Origin of the sequence: Ornithinibacillus jepli, assembly GCF_047228935.1 — a bacterium.
Taxonomy (GTDB): domain Bacteria; phylum Bacillota; class Bacilli; order Bacillales; family Amphibacillaceae; genus Ornithinibacillus.
Genome location: NZ_JBFEGG010000001.1, coordinates 1291213 through 1306638, shown reverse-complemented (window position 1 = coordinate 1306638; position 15426 = coordinate 1291213). Strand labels below are relative to the sequence as shown.

At 34.9% G+C, this 15426-nt stretch carries 14 protein-coding genes and 1 other annotated feature; of the genes, 12 read left to right on the top strand and 2 right to left on the bottom strand.

Annotated features, from left to right (window positions below; all coding sequences use genetic code 11):
* Positions 1-490: 490 nt before the first annotated feature.
* Together AB1K81_RS06840 and AB1K81_RS06835 are read right to left on the bottom strand one after the other, a co-directional pair.
* The gene (locus tag AB1K81_RS06840) at positions 491-1150 is read right to left on the bottom strand and encodes an RsfA family transcriptional regulator (protein ID WP_412975871.1); all 660 of its coding nucleotides are present in this window, start codon (positions 1148-1150) and stop codon (positions 491-493) included.
* A gap of 253 nt (positions 1151-1403) precedes the next feature.
* Complete coding sequence (locus AB1K81_RS06835) at positions 1404-2687, bottom strand: replication-associated recombination protein A (protein WP_412975870.1); 1284 nt, start codon at positions 2685-2687, stop codon at positions 1404-1406.
* Between the two features lie 180 nt (positions 2688-2867).
* Between AB1K81_RS06835 and cymR the strand changes: the two genes are divergently transcribed.
* The 12 genes from cymR to mltG all read left to right on the top strand — a co-directional run bounded on the left by cymR (position 2868) and on the right by mltG (position 15369).
* Positions 2868-3287: a cysteine metabolism transcriptional regulator CymR gene (cymR, locus tag AB1K81_RS06830; RefSeq protein WP_412975869.1), complete on the top strand. Its 420-nt coding sequence runs from the start codon at positions 2868-2870 to the stop codon at positions 3285-3287.
* A gap of 30 nt (positions 3288-3317) precedes the next feature.
* Complete coding sequence (locus AB1K81_RS06825; RefSeq protein WP_412975868.1) at positions 3318-4460, top strand: cysteine desulfurase family protein; 1143 nt, start codon at positions 3318-3320, stop codon at positions 4458-4460.
* Positions 4461-4470: 10 nt separating this feature from the next.
* Entirely contained in the window at positions 4471-5583 is a 1113-nt protein-coding gene (mnmA, locus tag AB1K81_RS06820) for a tRNA 2-thiouridine(34) synthase MnmA (RefSeq protein WP_412975867.1), read from the top strand.
* Between the two features lie 13 nt (positions 5584-5596).
* Positions 5597-6253 (top strand): tetratricopeptide repeat protein, encoded by a 657-nt coding sequence (locus AB1K81_RS06815; protein ID WP_412975866.1) that lies wholly within the window; start codon positions 5597-5599, stop codon positions 6251-6253.
* 29 nt (positions 6254-6282) lie between these two features.
* The gene (recD2, locus tag AB1K81_RS06810; protein ID WP_412975865.1) at positions 6283-8607 is read left to right on the top strand and encodes an SF1B family DNA helicase RecD2; all 2325 of its coding nucleotides are present in this window, start codon (positions 6283-6285) and stop codon (positions 8605-8607) included.
* A gap of 73 nt (positions 8608-8680) precedes the next feature.
* Positions 8681-8875, top strand: coding sequence for a hypothetical protein (locus tag AB1K81_RS06805; protein WP_047986374.1), 195 nt, complete (start codon positions 8681-8683; stop codon positions 8873-8875).
* Positions 8876-8922: 47 nt separating this feature from the next.
* Complete coding sequence (locus AB1K81_RS06800; RefSeq protein WP_412975864.1) at positions 8923-9990, top strand: AI-2E family transporter; 1068 nt, start codon at positions 8923-8925, stop codon at positions 9988-9990.
* 40 nt (positions 9991-10030) lie between these two features.
* Positions 10031-10231: a binding site (T-box leader), on the top strand.
* 161 nt (positions 10232-10392) lie between these two features.
* Positions 10393-13035, top strand: a complete 2643-nt coding sequence (gene alaS, locus AB1K81_RS06795) for an alanine--tRNA ligase (RefSeq protein ID WP_412975863.1) — start codon at positions 10393-10395, stop codon at positions 13033-13035.
* Between the two features lie 103 nt (positions 13036-13138).
* Entirely contained in the window at positions 13139-13408 is a 270-nt protein-coding gene (locus AB1K81_RS06790; protein ID WP_412975862.1) for an IreB family regulatory phosphoprotein, read from the top strand.
* Entirely contained in the window at positions 13409-13822 is a 414-nt protein-coding gene (gene ruvX / locus AB1K81_RS06785; protein WP_412975861.1) for a Holliday junction resolvase RuvX, read from the top strand. It abuts the gene before it with no gap.
* A gap of 15 nt (positions 13823-13837) precedes the next feature.
* Positions 13838-14122, top strand: coding sequence for a DUF1292 domain-containing protein (locus AB1K81_RS06780; RefSeq protein WP_412975860.1), 285 nt, complete (start codon positions 13838-13840; stop codon positions 14120-14122).
* A gap of 131 nt (positions 14123-14253) precedes the next feature.
* Positions 14254-15369 (top strand): endolytic transglycosylase MltG, encoded by a 1116-nt coding sequence (gene mltG, locus AB1K81_RS06775; protein WP_412975859.1) that lies wholly within the window; start codon positions 14254-14256, stop codon positions 15367-15369.
* The last annotated feature ends 57 nt before the right edge of the window (positions 15370-15426 follow it).

The following is a 15426-nucleotide window of genomic DNA, read 5'->3' as shown; positions in this document are numbered from 1 at the left end:
GTGGCGCAAAAATCTATTAACTGGCTCTTATATTAAAGATTTAAAAGAAATAGAGAGTTGAATATTAAATGAATATTGAAGGATATTGTATTAACTACTGATGGACTTCTAGAGTGTTATAATGAATCAAATCAGTCAGCAGTAAATATTTATAAATAATGGCTTACGACCAATTTGATGAGGGGAATAGAAGAATACTTCTAACAATCGATAGTACTACTATTATTTCATGAAATAAAGGATTCTAACGTGACAATACCAAGTAATGAATAAGAGGCTGGGACATACAAAATAGAATGGATGTTAAACCGAAAAATGCCACTAACTAGAACCGGTTGTATATACGGAGACTCGGTATGGCATCGGTGAGACTCTGCAATATGTATTTCCGGAACAAGATTGATATGGATTATGCAGTTTTTATTTAACTAACATTCTATTGTCCCAGCTTAATCATATATTATTCTAAGCTATTAAACATTCAAAATATCTAGTTAGATCCTTGAGCGATTTGCTCCAAGTTGCCGTTTTTATCCATACGGAAAGCAGGAGCCTTAAAGGAACCTTGATCCTCTAATACGGTCATTTTTCTAGCTCTATCCATAATTTGGACGAAAACTTTATAATCTTCTTGAATTGTGACAAGCTCACGTTTTGTATCAGATAGCTCCTTTTCTAATTTAGTTATCTGCTCTCTAAGCATTGCATTTTCTTTTTGCGCTTGATCGAGCGATACTTTTGATTGATTGGAAGCATAATAATCTTTTTTTAGTTGGTTTAAAAATTGTATTACTGTTTCTAACGTAATAGTAGAGGATGTAGTTTCTGAACTATTATTTTCCTCTGTATGAACGGTTTCATAGTTTTGTTGAAACGTAATAACTGGTGATCTATTTACTTTTCTAGTTTTTTCCATAGCGCGTTTCTTTTCTTTACGTTGTCTTTTAGCTAAATCAATAGCATTTATATATTTTTTTCGAATTTCGGCATTCCACCTAAACCCACATGCTGCAGAAGTACGATTCAGCTTATCTCCAACCTCTTCAAAAGCATTTAGCTGGGTACTTCCTTCACGGATATGCCTAAGTACCGTTTCTGCTAGTAGTAGGTCGTCTTCATGTGACCATGCATCCTGTCTTACTTTAGTCATATATTTCATCTCCTTTTTCAATTACTACCTAATTCAAAACAATAGATTTTCTAACTAGTAAATTTTGTAAATCAAAGAGTCAGTTCATTAGATAGACAGTTTTTAGAATTGACTTTAAGGTCAGTAATTCCTTTTTCCATAGTTTAGACGGGAGTTTATTATTTTATACGTAGTCTAAATAAAATTTTCCACTGTATTTCGTCTTAAAATAGAAAAAACTAGGCATCTATAGATGTCTAGTTTTCTACACTTTTTATTTATGATTCTTCTTCTCTTTCAATATCTGTTCATAAACTTGCTTCATTGCTTGTTCAAATTTTCCTGTGTCCTTAGGTTTGTAGTATTCTTTATTTTTAATAGGATCTGGTAAATATTGCTGATTAACCCATCCACCGGGGTAATCATGAGGATATTTATAGTCTACACCTCTACCTAAACTAGAAGCACCTTGATAATGAGCGTCTTTTAAATGTTTAGGGATATCACCACTTTTACCGCTTCGGATGTCTGCTAATGCTGCATCCAGTGCAGTGTATGCGGTATTCGATTTCGGAGATAAACATAATTCAACAATTGCGACGGCTAAAGGTATTCTTGCTTCAGGAAAACCTAATCTTTCAGCAGCTTCAACAGCTGCTACCGCACGTGGCCCAGCTTGTGGATTAGCCAAACCAATATCCTCATATGCTATAACAATCATTCTTCTAGCAATCGAATCTAAGTCACCTGCTTGAATTAATCTCCCTAGATAATGAAGGGCTGCATTGACATCACTACCTCGTATTGATTTTTGGAAGGCGGATAATACATCATAGTGGGCATCCCCATCCTTATCATGGGAAAAGCTTTTCCTTTGCATACATTCTTCAGCAATTTCTAAGTTAATATAAATTTCATCATCCTCATTTTTCGGTGTTGATGCTACAGCTAACTCTAATCCATTTAGTGCAGAACGCATATCACCACCAGAACTATGGGAGAAATGTTCTAACGCTTCATCTGTTAAATTAATTTTTTCCTTCCCAAATCCATTTTCTTTATCCGTTATTGCCCGTAATATGGCCTTCTTTACATCATCTGGTGTCAAAGCGTGTAATTCAAATATGTGGCAACGACTCCGGATGGCTGGATTAATAGCATGATATGGATTACTAGTTGTACAACCAATTAAGGTAATTAAATTACTTTCTAGATGGGGTAGAAGAAAATCTTGTTTCCCTTTATCTAAACGATGTACTTCATCTAAAATCAATACCATAGAGCCAGACATCTTAGCTTCTTCTACAACTATCTCCATATCTTTTTTCTTATCTACTACGGCATTTAATTTTCTAACCTGTAAATTAAGTGTTTTAGCAATAGCGGTGGCCATAGATGTTTTACCAGTACCTGGAGGTCCATATAAAATCATAGAAGCAAGTTGCTCTGCTTTTACCATACGGTTTAATATTTTCCCATCACCGACTAAATGTTCTTGTCCAATGATTTCATTTATATGATTAGGTCTTAGGCGATAAGCAAGTGGTTGGTGTTTCATATTTCATCGTCCTTTAAATATAATAATAGTTTGGTAATCTTAGCCTAAGCTTGATTCGAAAAAAATGCAAGAAGACTAACTTCGTGCTATAATACCATGTATTTTAAACTTAGCGGTGATAATGGTATAGTTAATATAGAAAAAATCGAAATTAGAGTTGTGACTAGAGGAGTAATATATATGAAAATTTCAACAAAAGGACGCTATGGGTTAACGATAATGCTGGAGCTTGCCAGAAATTTTGGAGATGGCCCAATTCCATTAAAAACAATTGCCAAAGAAAATAATTTGTCTGAACATTACCTAGAACAATTAGCAGCACCACTTAGAAATGCTGGGTTAATCAAGAGTGTGCGTGGCGCATATGGGGGATATATTTTACCAGAAGATCCAAAACAGATAAGTGCTGGTGACATTATTCGCGTCTTAGAAGGTCCAATAGTTTTAGTTGAAGGCATCGAGGATGAGGAACCAGCAAAACAAGCGTTATGGAAACGTGTAACGGAAGCAGTTAAAGAGGTATTGGATACGACCACTTTAGAAGATCTTGTGAATCATGAGAAAGATGATCCGTTAGAAGGATATATGTTTTATATCTGATTATAAGAGTAAGAAAGGACGATAATAGAAATGGAACACATTTATTTAGATCACGCAGCTACCACGCCAATGGATAAAAGAGTAGTTGAAGAAATGTTGCCAGTTTATAAAGAAGTGTTCGGAAATCCTTCTAGTGTACATTCTTTTGGAAGAAAGGCGAGACAATTATTAGATACAGGTAGACGTGTTTTAGCGGATAGTATCCGAGCAAATGAAAAAGAAATTATCTTTACTAGTGGTGGGACAGAAGCGGATAACCTTGCTTTAATTGGTACTGCAAAAGCAAATCAGCATAAGGGAAACCATATTATTACGTCGGTTATCGAGCATCATGCAACCCTTCATACAGCTGAATATCTAGAAAAAGAAGGATTTGAAGTAACATATTTACCTGTAAATAAAGATGGGAAAGTATCTGTGAGCGACCTGAAACAAGCTTTACGTGACGATACGATATTAGTATCCATTATGTATGTTAATAATGAAACAGGGATTATTCAGCCTATTCATGAAATCGGAGCCATACTAAAGGACCACCAAGCCTATTTCCATACGGATGCAGTTCAAGCTTATGGCACGTTAGAAATAAATGTAAACGAGCTTGGTGTTGATCTATTATCGGTTTCGGCACATAAAATAAATGGTCCTAAAGGTATTGGATTTTTATATGCAAAGGAGGGCATAAAGATTAATGCCCTTCAGTTCGGTGGAGAACAAGAACGTAAACGACGTCCTGGAACTGAAAATGTAGTGGGGGTTGTCGGGTTTAAGACAGCGGTAGAACTAATGATTGAAGAACGAGAAACTCGGAACCAAACATATGAAGGATATAAACAACTATTTTTACAAATATTGAAAGATGAGGGAATTCATTTAGATATTAATGGTGATATCAATTGTACGATTCCTTCTACTGTTAATATAAGCTTTCCAGGTACTAACGTAGAAAAGTTACTTGCCAATTTTGATTTATCGGGAGTCGCCGCTTCTAGTGGTAGTGCATGTACTGCAGGTTCTGTTGAGCCATCACATGTATTATCAGCGATTTATGGCGAGAATGATCCATGTACAACAAATTCGATCCGCTTTAGTTTTGGTTCTGCCAATACGAGGGAAAATGTAGAGGAAGCTGCATATCGTATTGCAAAAATTATAAAGCGATTAGTAAAGTAAGGTGGTTATAATGAAGGAAAATAAAGATATACGTGTTGTTGTCGGAATGAGTGGTGGAGTCGATTCGTCGGTAGCTGCCTTGCTTTTAAAAGAACAAGGCTATGATGTAGTTGGTATTTTTATGAAAAATTGGGATGATACTGATGATTTTGGAGTATGTACAGCAACAGAAGATTTTGAGGATGTTGTTCGAGTATGTAATCAATTAGACATTCCCTATTATTCGGTCAATTTTGAAAAACAATATTGGGATAAAGTATTTACCTATTTCTTAGAAGAGTACAAAGCAGGACGTACTCCAAATCCTGACGTTATGTGTAATAAAGAAATTAAATTTAAAGCTTTTTTAGATTATGCTCTAGATTTAGGGGCGGATTATTTAGCAACAGGGCATTATGCTCAAGTGCGTGAAAATAATGGAAAATACGAAATGCTTCGCGGGGTCGATTCGAATAAAGATCAAACCTACTTTCTAAACCAATTATCTAGTGATATTTTAGAAAAAGTAATGTTTCCATTAGGACATTTACCAAAATCGAAAGTTCGTGAAATAGCAAAAGAACATGGATTAGCTACTGCAACGAAAAAAGACAGTACTGGAATATGCTTTATCGGAGAACGTAATTTCAAAGAATTCCTAAGTGAATATTTACCAGCACAACCTGGTGAAATGCAGACATTAGGTGGAGAAGTTAAAGGTAAGCATGATGGCTTAATGTATTATACGATTGGTCAACGTCAAGGTCTCGGTATTGGTGGTTCAGGAGATCCTTGGTTTGTTGTTGGGAAAAATTTAAAAGAGAATATTTTATATGTTGAACAAGGATTTAGTAATGAGTATTTATATTCAGATGAACTTGTTGCAACAGATATAAATTGGATAAATCCTGATTCAATCCGAGAAACGTTTACCTGTACGGCAAAATTCAGATACCGTCAAGAGGACAGTGGTGTGACAGTATATGTACAAGGTGATGGTACAGTTAAAGTGATTTTTGATGAAAGTCAACGTGCTATTACACCAGGTCAAGCTGTTGTGTTTTATGATGGTGAAGTATGTCTTGGTGGCGGAACGATTGATAAGATTAAGAAGCAAAACAACATTTTAGATTATGTTGGATAGGGAGAACGGGGAAATGAATAAGATTGCAAAAGCAGTAGAATTAATGAAAGATAATCAATACGAGCAAGCAGCAAATCTCTTTAATGAATACATTGAAGAGAATCCGAATGACCCTGTTGGTTTTGTGAATTTTGGAAATTTGTTGCTGCATATAGGAGAACATGAGACTGCCATAAAGTTTTTCCAAAAAGCAATTTCAATTAATGAAACAACTGCGACCGCTTATTACGGTATTGGTAATGTTTATTACGAAAAAGAAGACTTCCCTAATGCCGGGAAGAATTTCCTTGAAGCAATTAAAAATGGCCTAGAAGAAGCAGATGTATACTTTATGCTTGGAATGACTCATCAGAATCAACAGCAATTTAAACTGGCACTTCCTTATCTGTTAAGAGCAAAGGAACTAACTCCAGATGATGAAGAAGTTCTATTTCAATATGGACTTGCTTTAGCACAGAGTGAATTGTTATCTGATGCAAAAAAAGAATTTGAACTGTTACTAGAGAAAAATAACGAACATAGTGACGCCTACTATAATCTTGGAGTCATTTCCTTATTTGAAGAAAATGTAGATAGGGCAATAGAGTACTTTAATAAAGCATTGGAATTTAATCCAGAGCATGTATTAGCAGCGAACGGTAAGCGAGTAGCAGAAGAAGCAATGAATTAAGAGGGCAGTCTGAATGTGGGGTATTTAGTATGGAACATGATCAAAACATGGAAATAGAAACGTTTATTAAGGGAGAACTTCTCTACACGATTTTTCAAAATGACATAGAGCATTTTTCCATTGCGAAAGTAAAAATACTAGATACTAATTTAAACTACGCGGAGAAAGAAATCGTTATTAAAGGCTATTTCTCTCAGTTGCAAGAGGAAACTGTCTATAAGTTTACTGGGCAGCTTGAAAAGCATCCTAAATATGGTCAGCAATACAATGTGGTATCATATCAAACTTTCATTCCTGATACTAAAGATGGATTAATATCCTATCTATCTAGTGATATGTTTTATGGTATAGGGAAGAGAACGGCCAAAAAAGTAGTTGACCATTTAGGTGAGTCAACTGTATCCAAAATATTAAATGACCCAACTGTCCTTGAATCCGTTCCAGGCCTAAAAAAGGAAGCAGCAGCTACGATTGTTAAAACATTGCAAGAAAACCAAGGTTTTGAACAAGTTGTTGTTTATTTATCTAAATATAATATAGGTTTAAAAATGGCGCAAAAAGTGTATGAAAAGTACAAAGACGAAACAGTTGGCTTATTAGAAGAAGATCCGTATCGCTTTGTTTTCGACATTGAAGGGTTTGGATTTCATACCGCAGATGAAATTGCCAAAAAGAATGGAATATCTTTATCTAGTCCTAATCGTGTTGGGGCTGGATGTATATATATTTTACAAAGAAGTGTACAAAATGGACATGTATTCTTACCACTCGAATATTGTGTAGATGAAATTAGTGCTTTATTAGGAAGCCCAGATCATGAGTTATCAACTGAAGTTATTCAACACATTATTGAAGAGTTAAATACAGAGAAGAAAGTAATCTTAATTGAAAGTAGAGTGTATTTACCATCACTTTACTATGCTGAGGATGGGTTTGCCTCAAGTATAAAAAGATTAATCGGTTCTCAAATTGAAGAAGAAACAACACTTGCCGATTTAATGAAGATTATTGGGAAAATTGAAGAAGAAGAAGTCTTAAGTTATGGTAAGGAACAATTCTCAGCAATTGAGCAAGCATTAAAGTCGAAATTAATGATTCTAACAGGCGGCCCTGGAACAGGGAAAACCACTGTTATTAAAGGAATTATAAAGGCTTATGCAGAAATCCATAATCTTTCCATTGATCCGCGTGATTATGAAAATAAAAAAGACTTTCCTTTTGTATTAACAGCCCCTACTGGTAGGGCGGCGAAACGAATAAAAGAATCAACAGGGCTCCCTGCTTTAACTATTCACCGATTACTTGGCTGGAATGGTAGTGAGGGCTTTGAAAAGGACGAGCATGAACCTTTAGAAGGAAAGTTTCTAATCGTGGATGAGTTTTCTATGGTAGATATATGGCTTGCTAATAACCTTTTTAAAGCCATTCCTTCTGATATGCAAGTTCTTATCGTTGGAGATGAAGATCAGCTTCCTTCGGTTGGTCCTGGGCAAGTTTTAACGGATTTACTTGAGAATAACCATATTCCGAAAGTAAGTCTTCATGAGGTCTATCGACAAAAAGAAGGCTCAAAAATAATTCAACTAGCTCATGGTATTAAAAATAACAGTTGCTCTATGGACATACTTACAAATGATAAAGATTTTAGCTTTATTAATTGTCGTGAGAAGCATGTAGTGGATGTCATCACCAAAGTATTCGAAAAGGCGATGAATAAAGGACTAGATGTTCGTGACATTCAAGTTTTGGCTCCAATGTATAAATCCCAAGCAGGAATAACGATGATTAATAATGCCTTACAAGAATTAATCAACCCAAAAAGTAAAGGGAAAAGAGAAGTAAAAGCCAATGATACAATTTTCCGAACTGGAGATAAGGTTATTCAATTAGTTAATCAACCTGAAGATCAAGTGTTTAATGGAGATATTGGTGAGGTTGTAGCAATTTTCCGGGAAAATGAAAATACAGAGAATGTAGAACAATTAGTCGTTTCATTTGATGACCGAGAAGTCGTTTATGAACGAAAGGACTATATTAATTTAATGCTAGCTTATTGTATTTCCATTCATAAATCGCAAGGAAGTGAATTTCCTATTGTGATATTGCCGGTTGTTTCATCGTATAATCGTATGTTACGTAAAAATCTACTTTATACAGCTATTACGAGAGGACAAAAATCTCTCATAATTTGTGGTGAAAAAGAAGCCTTTTTCAGGGGAATTCAAACGATAGACACAAATAAAAGGTATACTTCTTTACAGGAGCAGTTAAGCGAAAGGTTCCACAATCTAGAAAATCATAATGATAATTCACAAGAAGATGAATACGACATGTCTCCTTATGATTTTATGTGATTAGGTATATTTTGGGAAAATAGGGAAAGCATAACATAATACTTATCATATTTTTCAGGAGAGATTAGTACTTATGTTAATGCGATGCCCGAATTGTAGCAGTAAAGACATTGGAAAAATAGGTTCTCAACAATTTTATTGCTGGAATTGTTTTGTAGAAATGTCTGTTTCAGGTAATGAACTAACTGTGCATCAAGTAGAAGCTGATGGTAGTTTAAGCTCACTTAATGATTTATTTACTGAAGAAGAAAGAAAACTAGAATGGTAATCCTTTAGTTTGGAACGAAAATTCTAAAACTAAAGGAGTTGTACCTTATGTTTTCCGAAAAGAAGCCAACTAATTTTCTCTATTGGATTGTTACAGGGATATTTGTATTCCTTTTCATATATTTACTAGTAAAGCTTTTTCCTTACTATAAGGCTTTTTTTGCTTTTTTATGGCATCTATCTGCACCATTTTTGATTGCCTGTCTAATTGCCTATTTGCTATACCCTATCGTACAAAAAATCCATGAATATAATATTCCTAGAGGTATAGCTATTTTATTCATATACATTCTTTTTTTCGGTGGGGTTGGTTATTTAGTATATCGAGTGTATCCGGCAATAGTTGCACAATTAAAAGATTTGGATGATTATTTACCACATCTAGTGGACATGTATCAAGACATTATTTATCAAGTATATGAATCCACTTCTTTCTTACCAGAAACAGTACATGATAAAATAGAAGATATGATACGCTCTATTGAAGCATCGTTGGATTCTTTGATAGGTAAACTAGTTGGTGGAGTTACTAAAATAATCGACTTTATTGTTGTGTTAACGGTAATACCAGTATTAGTTTTCTACTTTTTAAAGGATTATGGGAAAATTAAAGGGTATGTAAAACGGTTTATTCCAAATAAATATAAGGATACATCTAGTAACCTTGTGCATGCTATTGATGAAGGGCTAGGTGGCTATCTTCGAGGTCAACTACTTGTAAGTCTATTTGTAGCTATTACCACTTATATTGTATTTCACTTCTTAGGATTAAAATATACTTTATTACTGGCAATATTTATGGGGATTATGAATTTCATACCGTATTTTGGACCTATCATTGGGGCGATTCCTGCAATCATAATTGCACTAACTGTATCAGGAAAAATGGTTCTATTCGTTGTAATTAGCGTTTTCGTTATTCAATTAATAGAAAGTAATTTATTGTCACCCTATATCGTTGGTAGAAGTACACGGATTCATCCTGTTGGAATAATCTTTGTTTTATTACTTGGTGGAAAGGTAGGCGGGGTATTAGGAATGGTACTAGCTGTTCCATCCTTAACTATTTTTAGGGTCATTATTAAACATATATGGATTATGGTAAGAGAAAATTGACTTTTTATTAAAAGTTAACTATAATATCGCTATCATAGTTATTATCGCAATGAAGGTTCTGAGTACATGGCACTCAATTTTTAGAGAGAGATTTCCTTAGGCTGAAAGAAATCTTAAATTAGAACCATGGAAGCTAAGCCTGAGTACGGCTAATCCCCGTCGGTTTCATACCGTTATCATGTTCAAGTGATGGACATTCGTCCATAATTAGGGTGGTACCGCGAACAATCTCGTCCCTGCAATAATGCAGAGAGGAGATTTTTTTATTTGTGTAAATTTTTTATCCTTACTGATTTAGAAGGGAATTTATAAAGTTTGCACTGAGCTATCCGAATATACGGAAACTCCCGCGTGTATGGTTAGAAATCAATAATATTTTAGTTAATAATAAGGAGGATATATATGAAAAAATTAACTTCAGCTCAAATTAGACAAATGTTCCTTGACTTCTTCCAAGAAAAAGGACATAAAATCGAACCAAGTGCTTCACTAGTCCCTCAAGACGATCCAACATTATTATGGATTAATAGTGGAGTAGCTACTTTAAAAAAATACTTTGACGGACGCGTTATTCCAGATAATCCTCGAATCGTAAACGCCCAAAAATCTATCCGTACAAATGACATCGAAAACGTAGGTTACACGGCAAGACACCATACATTCTTTGAAATGTTAGGAAACTTTTCAATTGGAGATTATTTTAAAAAAGAAGCAATTGAATTCGCATGGGAATTTCTTACAAGTGAAAAATGGTTAGGTCTTGATCCTGAAAAATTATCAGTTACCGTTCATCCAGAAGATGATGAAGCTTATGACATGTGGTTAAACGATATTAAATTACCAAAAGAAAGAATAATTCGCTTAGAAGAAAACTTCTGGGATATAGGTGAAGGGCCAAGTGGTCCAAACACTGAGATTTTCTATGATCGTGGCGAAAGTTATGGTAATGATCCGAATGACCCGGAATTATATCCTGGTGGCGAAAATGACAGATATTTAGAAGTTTGGAACTTAGTATTTTCTCAATTCAACCATAATCCAGATGACACGTATACACCATTACCAAAGAAAAACATTGATACGGGTATGGGATTAGAGCGTATTGTTTCCGTTATTCAAAACGTCCCTACTAACTTTGAAACAGACTTATTCATGCCAATAATTAAAAAGACAGAGCAACTAGCTAATGTAAAATATGGTGTGGAAAAAGCAAGCGATACTGCTTATAAAGTTATTGCCGACCATATTCGAACAGTCAGTTTTGCAATTAGTGATGGGGCATTACCTTCAAACGATGGAAGAGGTTATGTATTAAGAAGATTAATTCGTCGTGCAGTTCGTTTTGCTAAAGAAATTGGAATTGAAAAGCCATTTATGTATGAATTAGTTGCAACGGTTGGTGAGATAATGAAAGACTTCTATCCAACAGTTTTAAAACAACATGATTTTATTCAAAACATTATTAAAGTGGAAGAGGAACGTTTCCATGAAACATTAAATGAAGGACTTGATATTTTAACAACTATCATAGAAAAAGAAAAGTCAAAAGGTTCGAAGGTATTCCCTGGTGAAGAAGTATTCCGTCTCTATGATACTTACGGATTCCCAAAAGAGTTAACTGCTGAATATGTAGAACAATTAGGATTTACCGTAGACGAAGATGGATATGAGAGAGAAATGGAGAAGCAACGAGAACGTGCAAGAAATGCTCGTCAAAAAGTTGATTCGATGCACGTCCAAGATGAAGTACTTGGGAAAATAGATGTTGAAAGTGAATTTATCGGATATGAAAGTTTAGAATCCGATACAAAAATCGTAGCATTAATTAAAGATGGAGAACTGGTTGATATTGCAAAGAAGGGCGAGGAAGTGTTAATCTTTCTAAAAGAAACTCCGTTCTATGCTGAAAGCGGAGGACAAATCGCTGACCATGGCACGATTTCAGGAGCTAATGGAACTGCTTCAGTAGAACATGTTCAAAAGTCGCCTAAAGGTCAAAACATTCATCGTGTAGTGGTTGAAGATGGGGAGCTACATGTCGGTGATTCTGTTAAGGCACTTGTAGATGCTGATTCCCGCAATCTAATTATTAAGAACCACACAGCTACACACTTACTACACCAAGCACTTAAAGATGTTTTAGGTACTCATGTGAATCAAGCAGGGTCTTTAGTTGCCCAAGAGCGACTTCGATTTGACTTCTCGCATTTTAATGCTGTTACGGAAGAAGAATTAACCCAGATTGAAAAAATCGTAAACGAAAAAATATGGGATTCAATTCAGCTGGAGATCAGTTTTAAGAGTTTAGCAGAGGCTAAGGAAATGGGTGCTATGGCGCTATTTGGGGAAAAGTATGGTGAGATTGTACGTGTTGTCAAAATCGGTGACTATAGTCTTGAATTGTGTGGTGGTTGTCATGTACGAAATACTTCTGAAATTGGATTGTTCAAAATTGTATCAGAAGGTGGAATTGGAGCAGGCACACGACGTATTGAGGCTGTAACAAGTAAATTTGCATATCAGTTCTTATCTGAGAAAGTAAGTCTATTACAAAACACGGCTCTATTAGTCAAAACGAAAGATGTGAAAGTACCAGAACGTGTAGAGGGACTTTTCCAAGAAATAAAAGCATTACAAAAAGAGAATGAATCATTAAATGCAAAACTTTCTAATTTAGAGGCTTCTTCAATTTTAGATAAAGTTGAAGTAGTTTCAGGAGTGAATGTATTAGCACAAAAAGTTAACGTAAAAGACATGAATCAACTAAGAACAATGGTCGATGAGTTGAAACAAAAACTCGGTTCTGCCATAATCTTATTAGCAACAGAAAGTGACCATAAAGTACAACTTGCATCAGGAGTTTCAAAAGATTTAATTGATAGAGGGCTACATGCTGGTAATTTAGTGAAAGGTGCAGCTCAGCTTTGTGGTGGTGGTGGCGGTGGTCGCCCTGATATGGCACAAGCTGGTGGAAAAGACGCAAGTAAAATAGTTGAAGCCTTACAATATATGAAAACGTATGTCGAGGCAAATTTAAAGGAATAATGATTACTGTCAACGTACACCAAAATCAATAATAAATATTATATTAAATCTTTTAAACATGTTAGAATTAAAATAGAGTTAAAAAGTGGAATGAGGTGTCGTGATGAGTTCAATTGATAAAACAATGAAATTCAATTTTTCGGAAGAGCCATTTGATCGAGATATTAAAGAAATTTTAATGACTGTCCATGAGGCGCTTCAAGAAAAAGGATACAACCCTATTAATCAAATAGTCGGTTATTTATTGTCTGGGGATCCTGCATATATACCAAGATATAAAGATGCAAGAAATCTAATTCGTAAAATTGAACGTGACGAAGTAATAGAAGAACTTGTCAAATATTATTTAGAACAGCAGTATAAAGGTAATTAGATGAAGATAATGGGTTTAGATGTTGGCTCTAAGACAATTGGAGTCGCAATTAGTGATGAATTGGGATGGACAGCTCAAGGACTTACAACGATTAAATGGGATGAAACCGATATTCATTCTGCAGATAATCAATTAAAAACGATTATCGAAGAGCATAATATAACAAAAGTAGTCATTGGCTTACCTAAAAACATGAACGGTTCAATTGGAGAACGTGGAGAAGCGTCAAAGCGTTTTGCAGATCATATTGAAAAGGTATATAATCTGCCTACCGTTTTATGGGATGAACGTCTAACGACTATGGCAGCTGAACGTGTTTTACTTGAAGCTGATGTTAGCCGAAAAAAACGTAAAAAGGTAATCGATAAAATGGCTGCTATGATGATATTACAAGGTTATCTTGATCAAAAGTAAAAAGGAGAATTAATTATGGCTATTGAAGAAAAAGAACGCATCATCATTCCTGATGAAAATGGAGAAGAACATTTATTTGAGGTATTATTTACATTTGATGTAGATGATACAGGTAATTCTTACATTGCAGTAGTGCCAGCAGAACAAAAAGATGCTGAAGAAGTAGAAGTTTATGCATTTCGTTATGAGGAAAAAGATGACGAGGATATTTCCTTATTTGCAATTGAGTCAGATGAAGAATGGGAAATTGTAGAAGAAATGTTAAATACACTAGCAGAAGAAGAGGAATTGAACGACTAACTAATGTTATTAAGCTCATTCCAAAGTAGGTGTCTAGTAGGAGACACCTACTTTTCTTTATGCGTTTTGATAAATCCTAGCACTTATTGTCTTTTTTTAGTATAATATACCGGATGAGAGGGGGATGATGAATGTCAAAAGGAAAAGATGAAGGTAATTTTAGAGATAATTTAATTGCTAGAAGTGAAGAGGCAAGAACAGTTCGTAAAATCGTAGCTATTGTTATCATTACACTCATTATCATCCTTGCAGTCGTCGGTATTTCTGGCTACTTGTACATTAAATCAGCTCTAGAACCAGTTGAACCAGGAAACGAGCAAGGGGTTGAGATAGAAATTCCTTTAGGTTCATCAACTTCAAGTATTGCTACCTTACTTGAGGAGAATGAGATTATAAAAAATTCTATGATATTTAGATTCTACATTAAGTTTAAGAATGAATCTGATTTTCAAGCAGGAAACTATACTTTCACAAAATCAATGACCTTCGATGAAATTATAGAATCCTTGAAAAGTGGTAGAATAATCAAGGAACCTGTATACCGTGTTACCATCCCAGAAGGACTTAATATGGAGGAAATTGCAAAGTTATATGCAGAAAAGCTTCCAATTACTGAGGACGAATTTATTGAAAAGGTGACAGATTCAAATTATATTAGTCAGTTAATGGAAAAATATCCAATTCTTACTGAAGATATTTTAAATCCTGAATTACGGTATGCGCTTGAGGGTTATCTCTTTGCAGCAACATATGATTTTTACCAAGAAGATCCTCCTGTAGAAATTATTATAGAGAATATGTTGGACAAGTCACAAGCAGTACTTGGTCAATATATGGATGGTATTTCCGAAAGAGGGTTAACCATACATGAGGCTGTTACGATGGCATCACTTGTAGAGAAGGAAGCAGTAACAGAAGACCAGCGCAAAAAAATTGCCGGAATCTTTTACAATCGTCTAGATGTCGGCATGCGTCTACAAACAGACCCAACTGTTTTGTATGCACTTGGTGGTCATAAGGAAAAAGTATTAATAACTGATTTAGAAGTAGAATCACCTTTCAATACTTACCAAATCGATGGTTTACCTATTGGTCCAATTTCAAACTTCTCGGAAAATGCTTTGTCAGCTGCGATTAATCCTGAAGAAACAGAGTTCTACTATTTCTTACATGATGGAGAAGGAAATATCTATTATTCTGAGACTTTAGAAGAGCATAATGCTTATAAGGCGCAACATATTAATTAAAAAATCGTGGAAGTGTGAAGAATGTATTCACATTTCCCGATTTTTTGCATGATGTCC

What these genes read in the sequence shown, in the direction of transcription:
- AB1K81_RS06825 (WP_412975868.1), top strand. Translation starts at nt 3,318, where the DNA reads ATGGAACACATTTATTTAGATCACGCAGCTACCACGCCAATGGATAAA.
- alaS (WP_412975863.1), top strand. Translation starts at nt 10,393, where the DNA reads ATGAAAAAATTAACTTCAGCTCAAATTAGACAAATGTTCCTTGACTTC.
- mnmA (WP_412975867.1), top strand. Translation starts at nt 4,471, where the DNA reads ATGAAGGAAAATAAAGATATACGTGTTGTTGTCGGAATGAGTGGTGGA.
- cymR (WP_412975869.1), top strand. Translation starts at nt 2,868, where the DNA reads ATGAAAATTTCAACAAAAGGACGCTATGGGTTAACGATAATGCTGGAG.
- recD2 (WP_412975865.1), top strand. Translation starts at nt 6,283, where the DNA reads ATGGAACATGATCAAAACATGGAAATAGAAACGTTTATTAAGGGAGAA.
- ruvX (WP_412975861.1), top strand. Translation starts at nt 13,409, where the DNA reads ATGAAGATAATGGGTTTAGATGTTGGCTCTAAGACAATTGGAGTCGCA.
- AB1K81_RS06790 (WP_412975862.1), top strand. Translation starts at nt 13,139, where the DNA reads ATGAGTTCAATTGATAAAACAATGAAATTCAATTTTTCGGAAGAGCCA.
- AB1K81_RS06815 (WP_412975866.1), top strand. Translation starts at nt 5,597, where the DNA reads ATGAATAAGATTGCAAAAGCAGTAGAATTAATGAAAGATAATCAATAC.
- AB1K81_RS06780 (WP_412975860.1), top strand. Translation starts at nt 13,838, where the DNA reads ATGGCTATTGAAGAAAAAGAACGCATCATCATTCCTGATGAAAATGGA.
- AB1K81_RS06835 (WP_412975870.1), bottom strand. Translation starts at nt 2,687, where the DNA reads ATGAAACACCAACCACTTGCTTATCGCCTAAGACCTAATCATATAAAT.
- mltG (WP_412975859.1), top strand. Translation starts at nt 14,254, where the DNA reads ATGTCAAAAGGAAAAGATGAAGGTAATTTTAGAGATAATTTAATTGCT.
- AB1K81_RS06840 (WP_412975871.1), bottom strand. Translation starts at nt 1,150, where the DNA reads ATGACTAAAGTAAGACAGGATGCATGGTCACATGAAGACGACCTACTA.
- AB1K81_RS06800 (WP_412975864.1), top strand. Translation starts at nt 8,923, where the DNA reads ATGTTTTCCGAAAAGAAGCCAACTAATTTTCTCTATTGGATTGTTACA.
- AB1K81_RS06805 (WP_047986374.1), top strand. Translation starts at nt 8,681, where the DNA reads ATGTTAATGCGATGCCCGAATTGTAGCAGTAAAGACATTGGAAAAATA.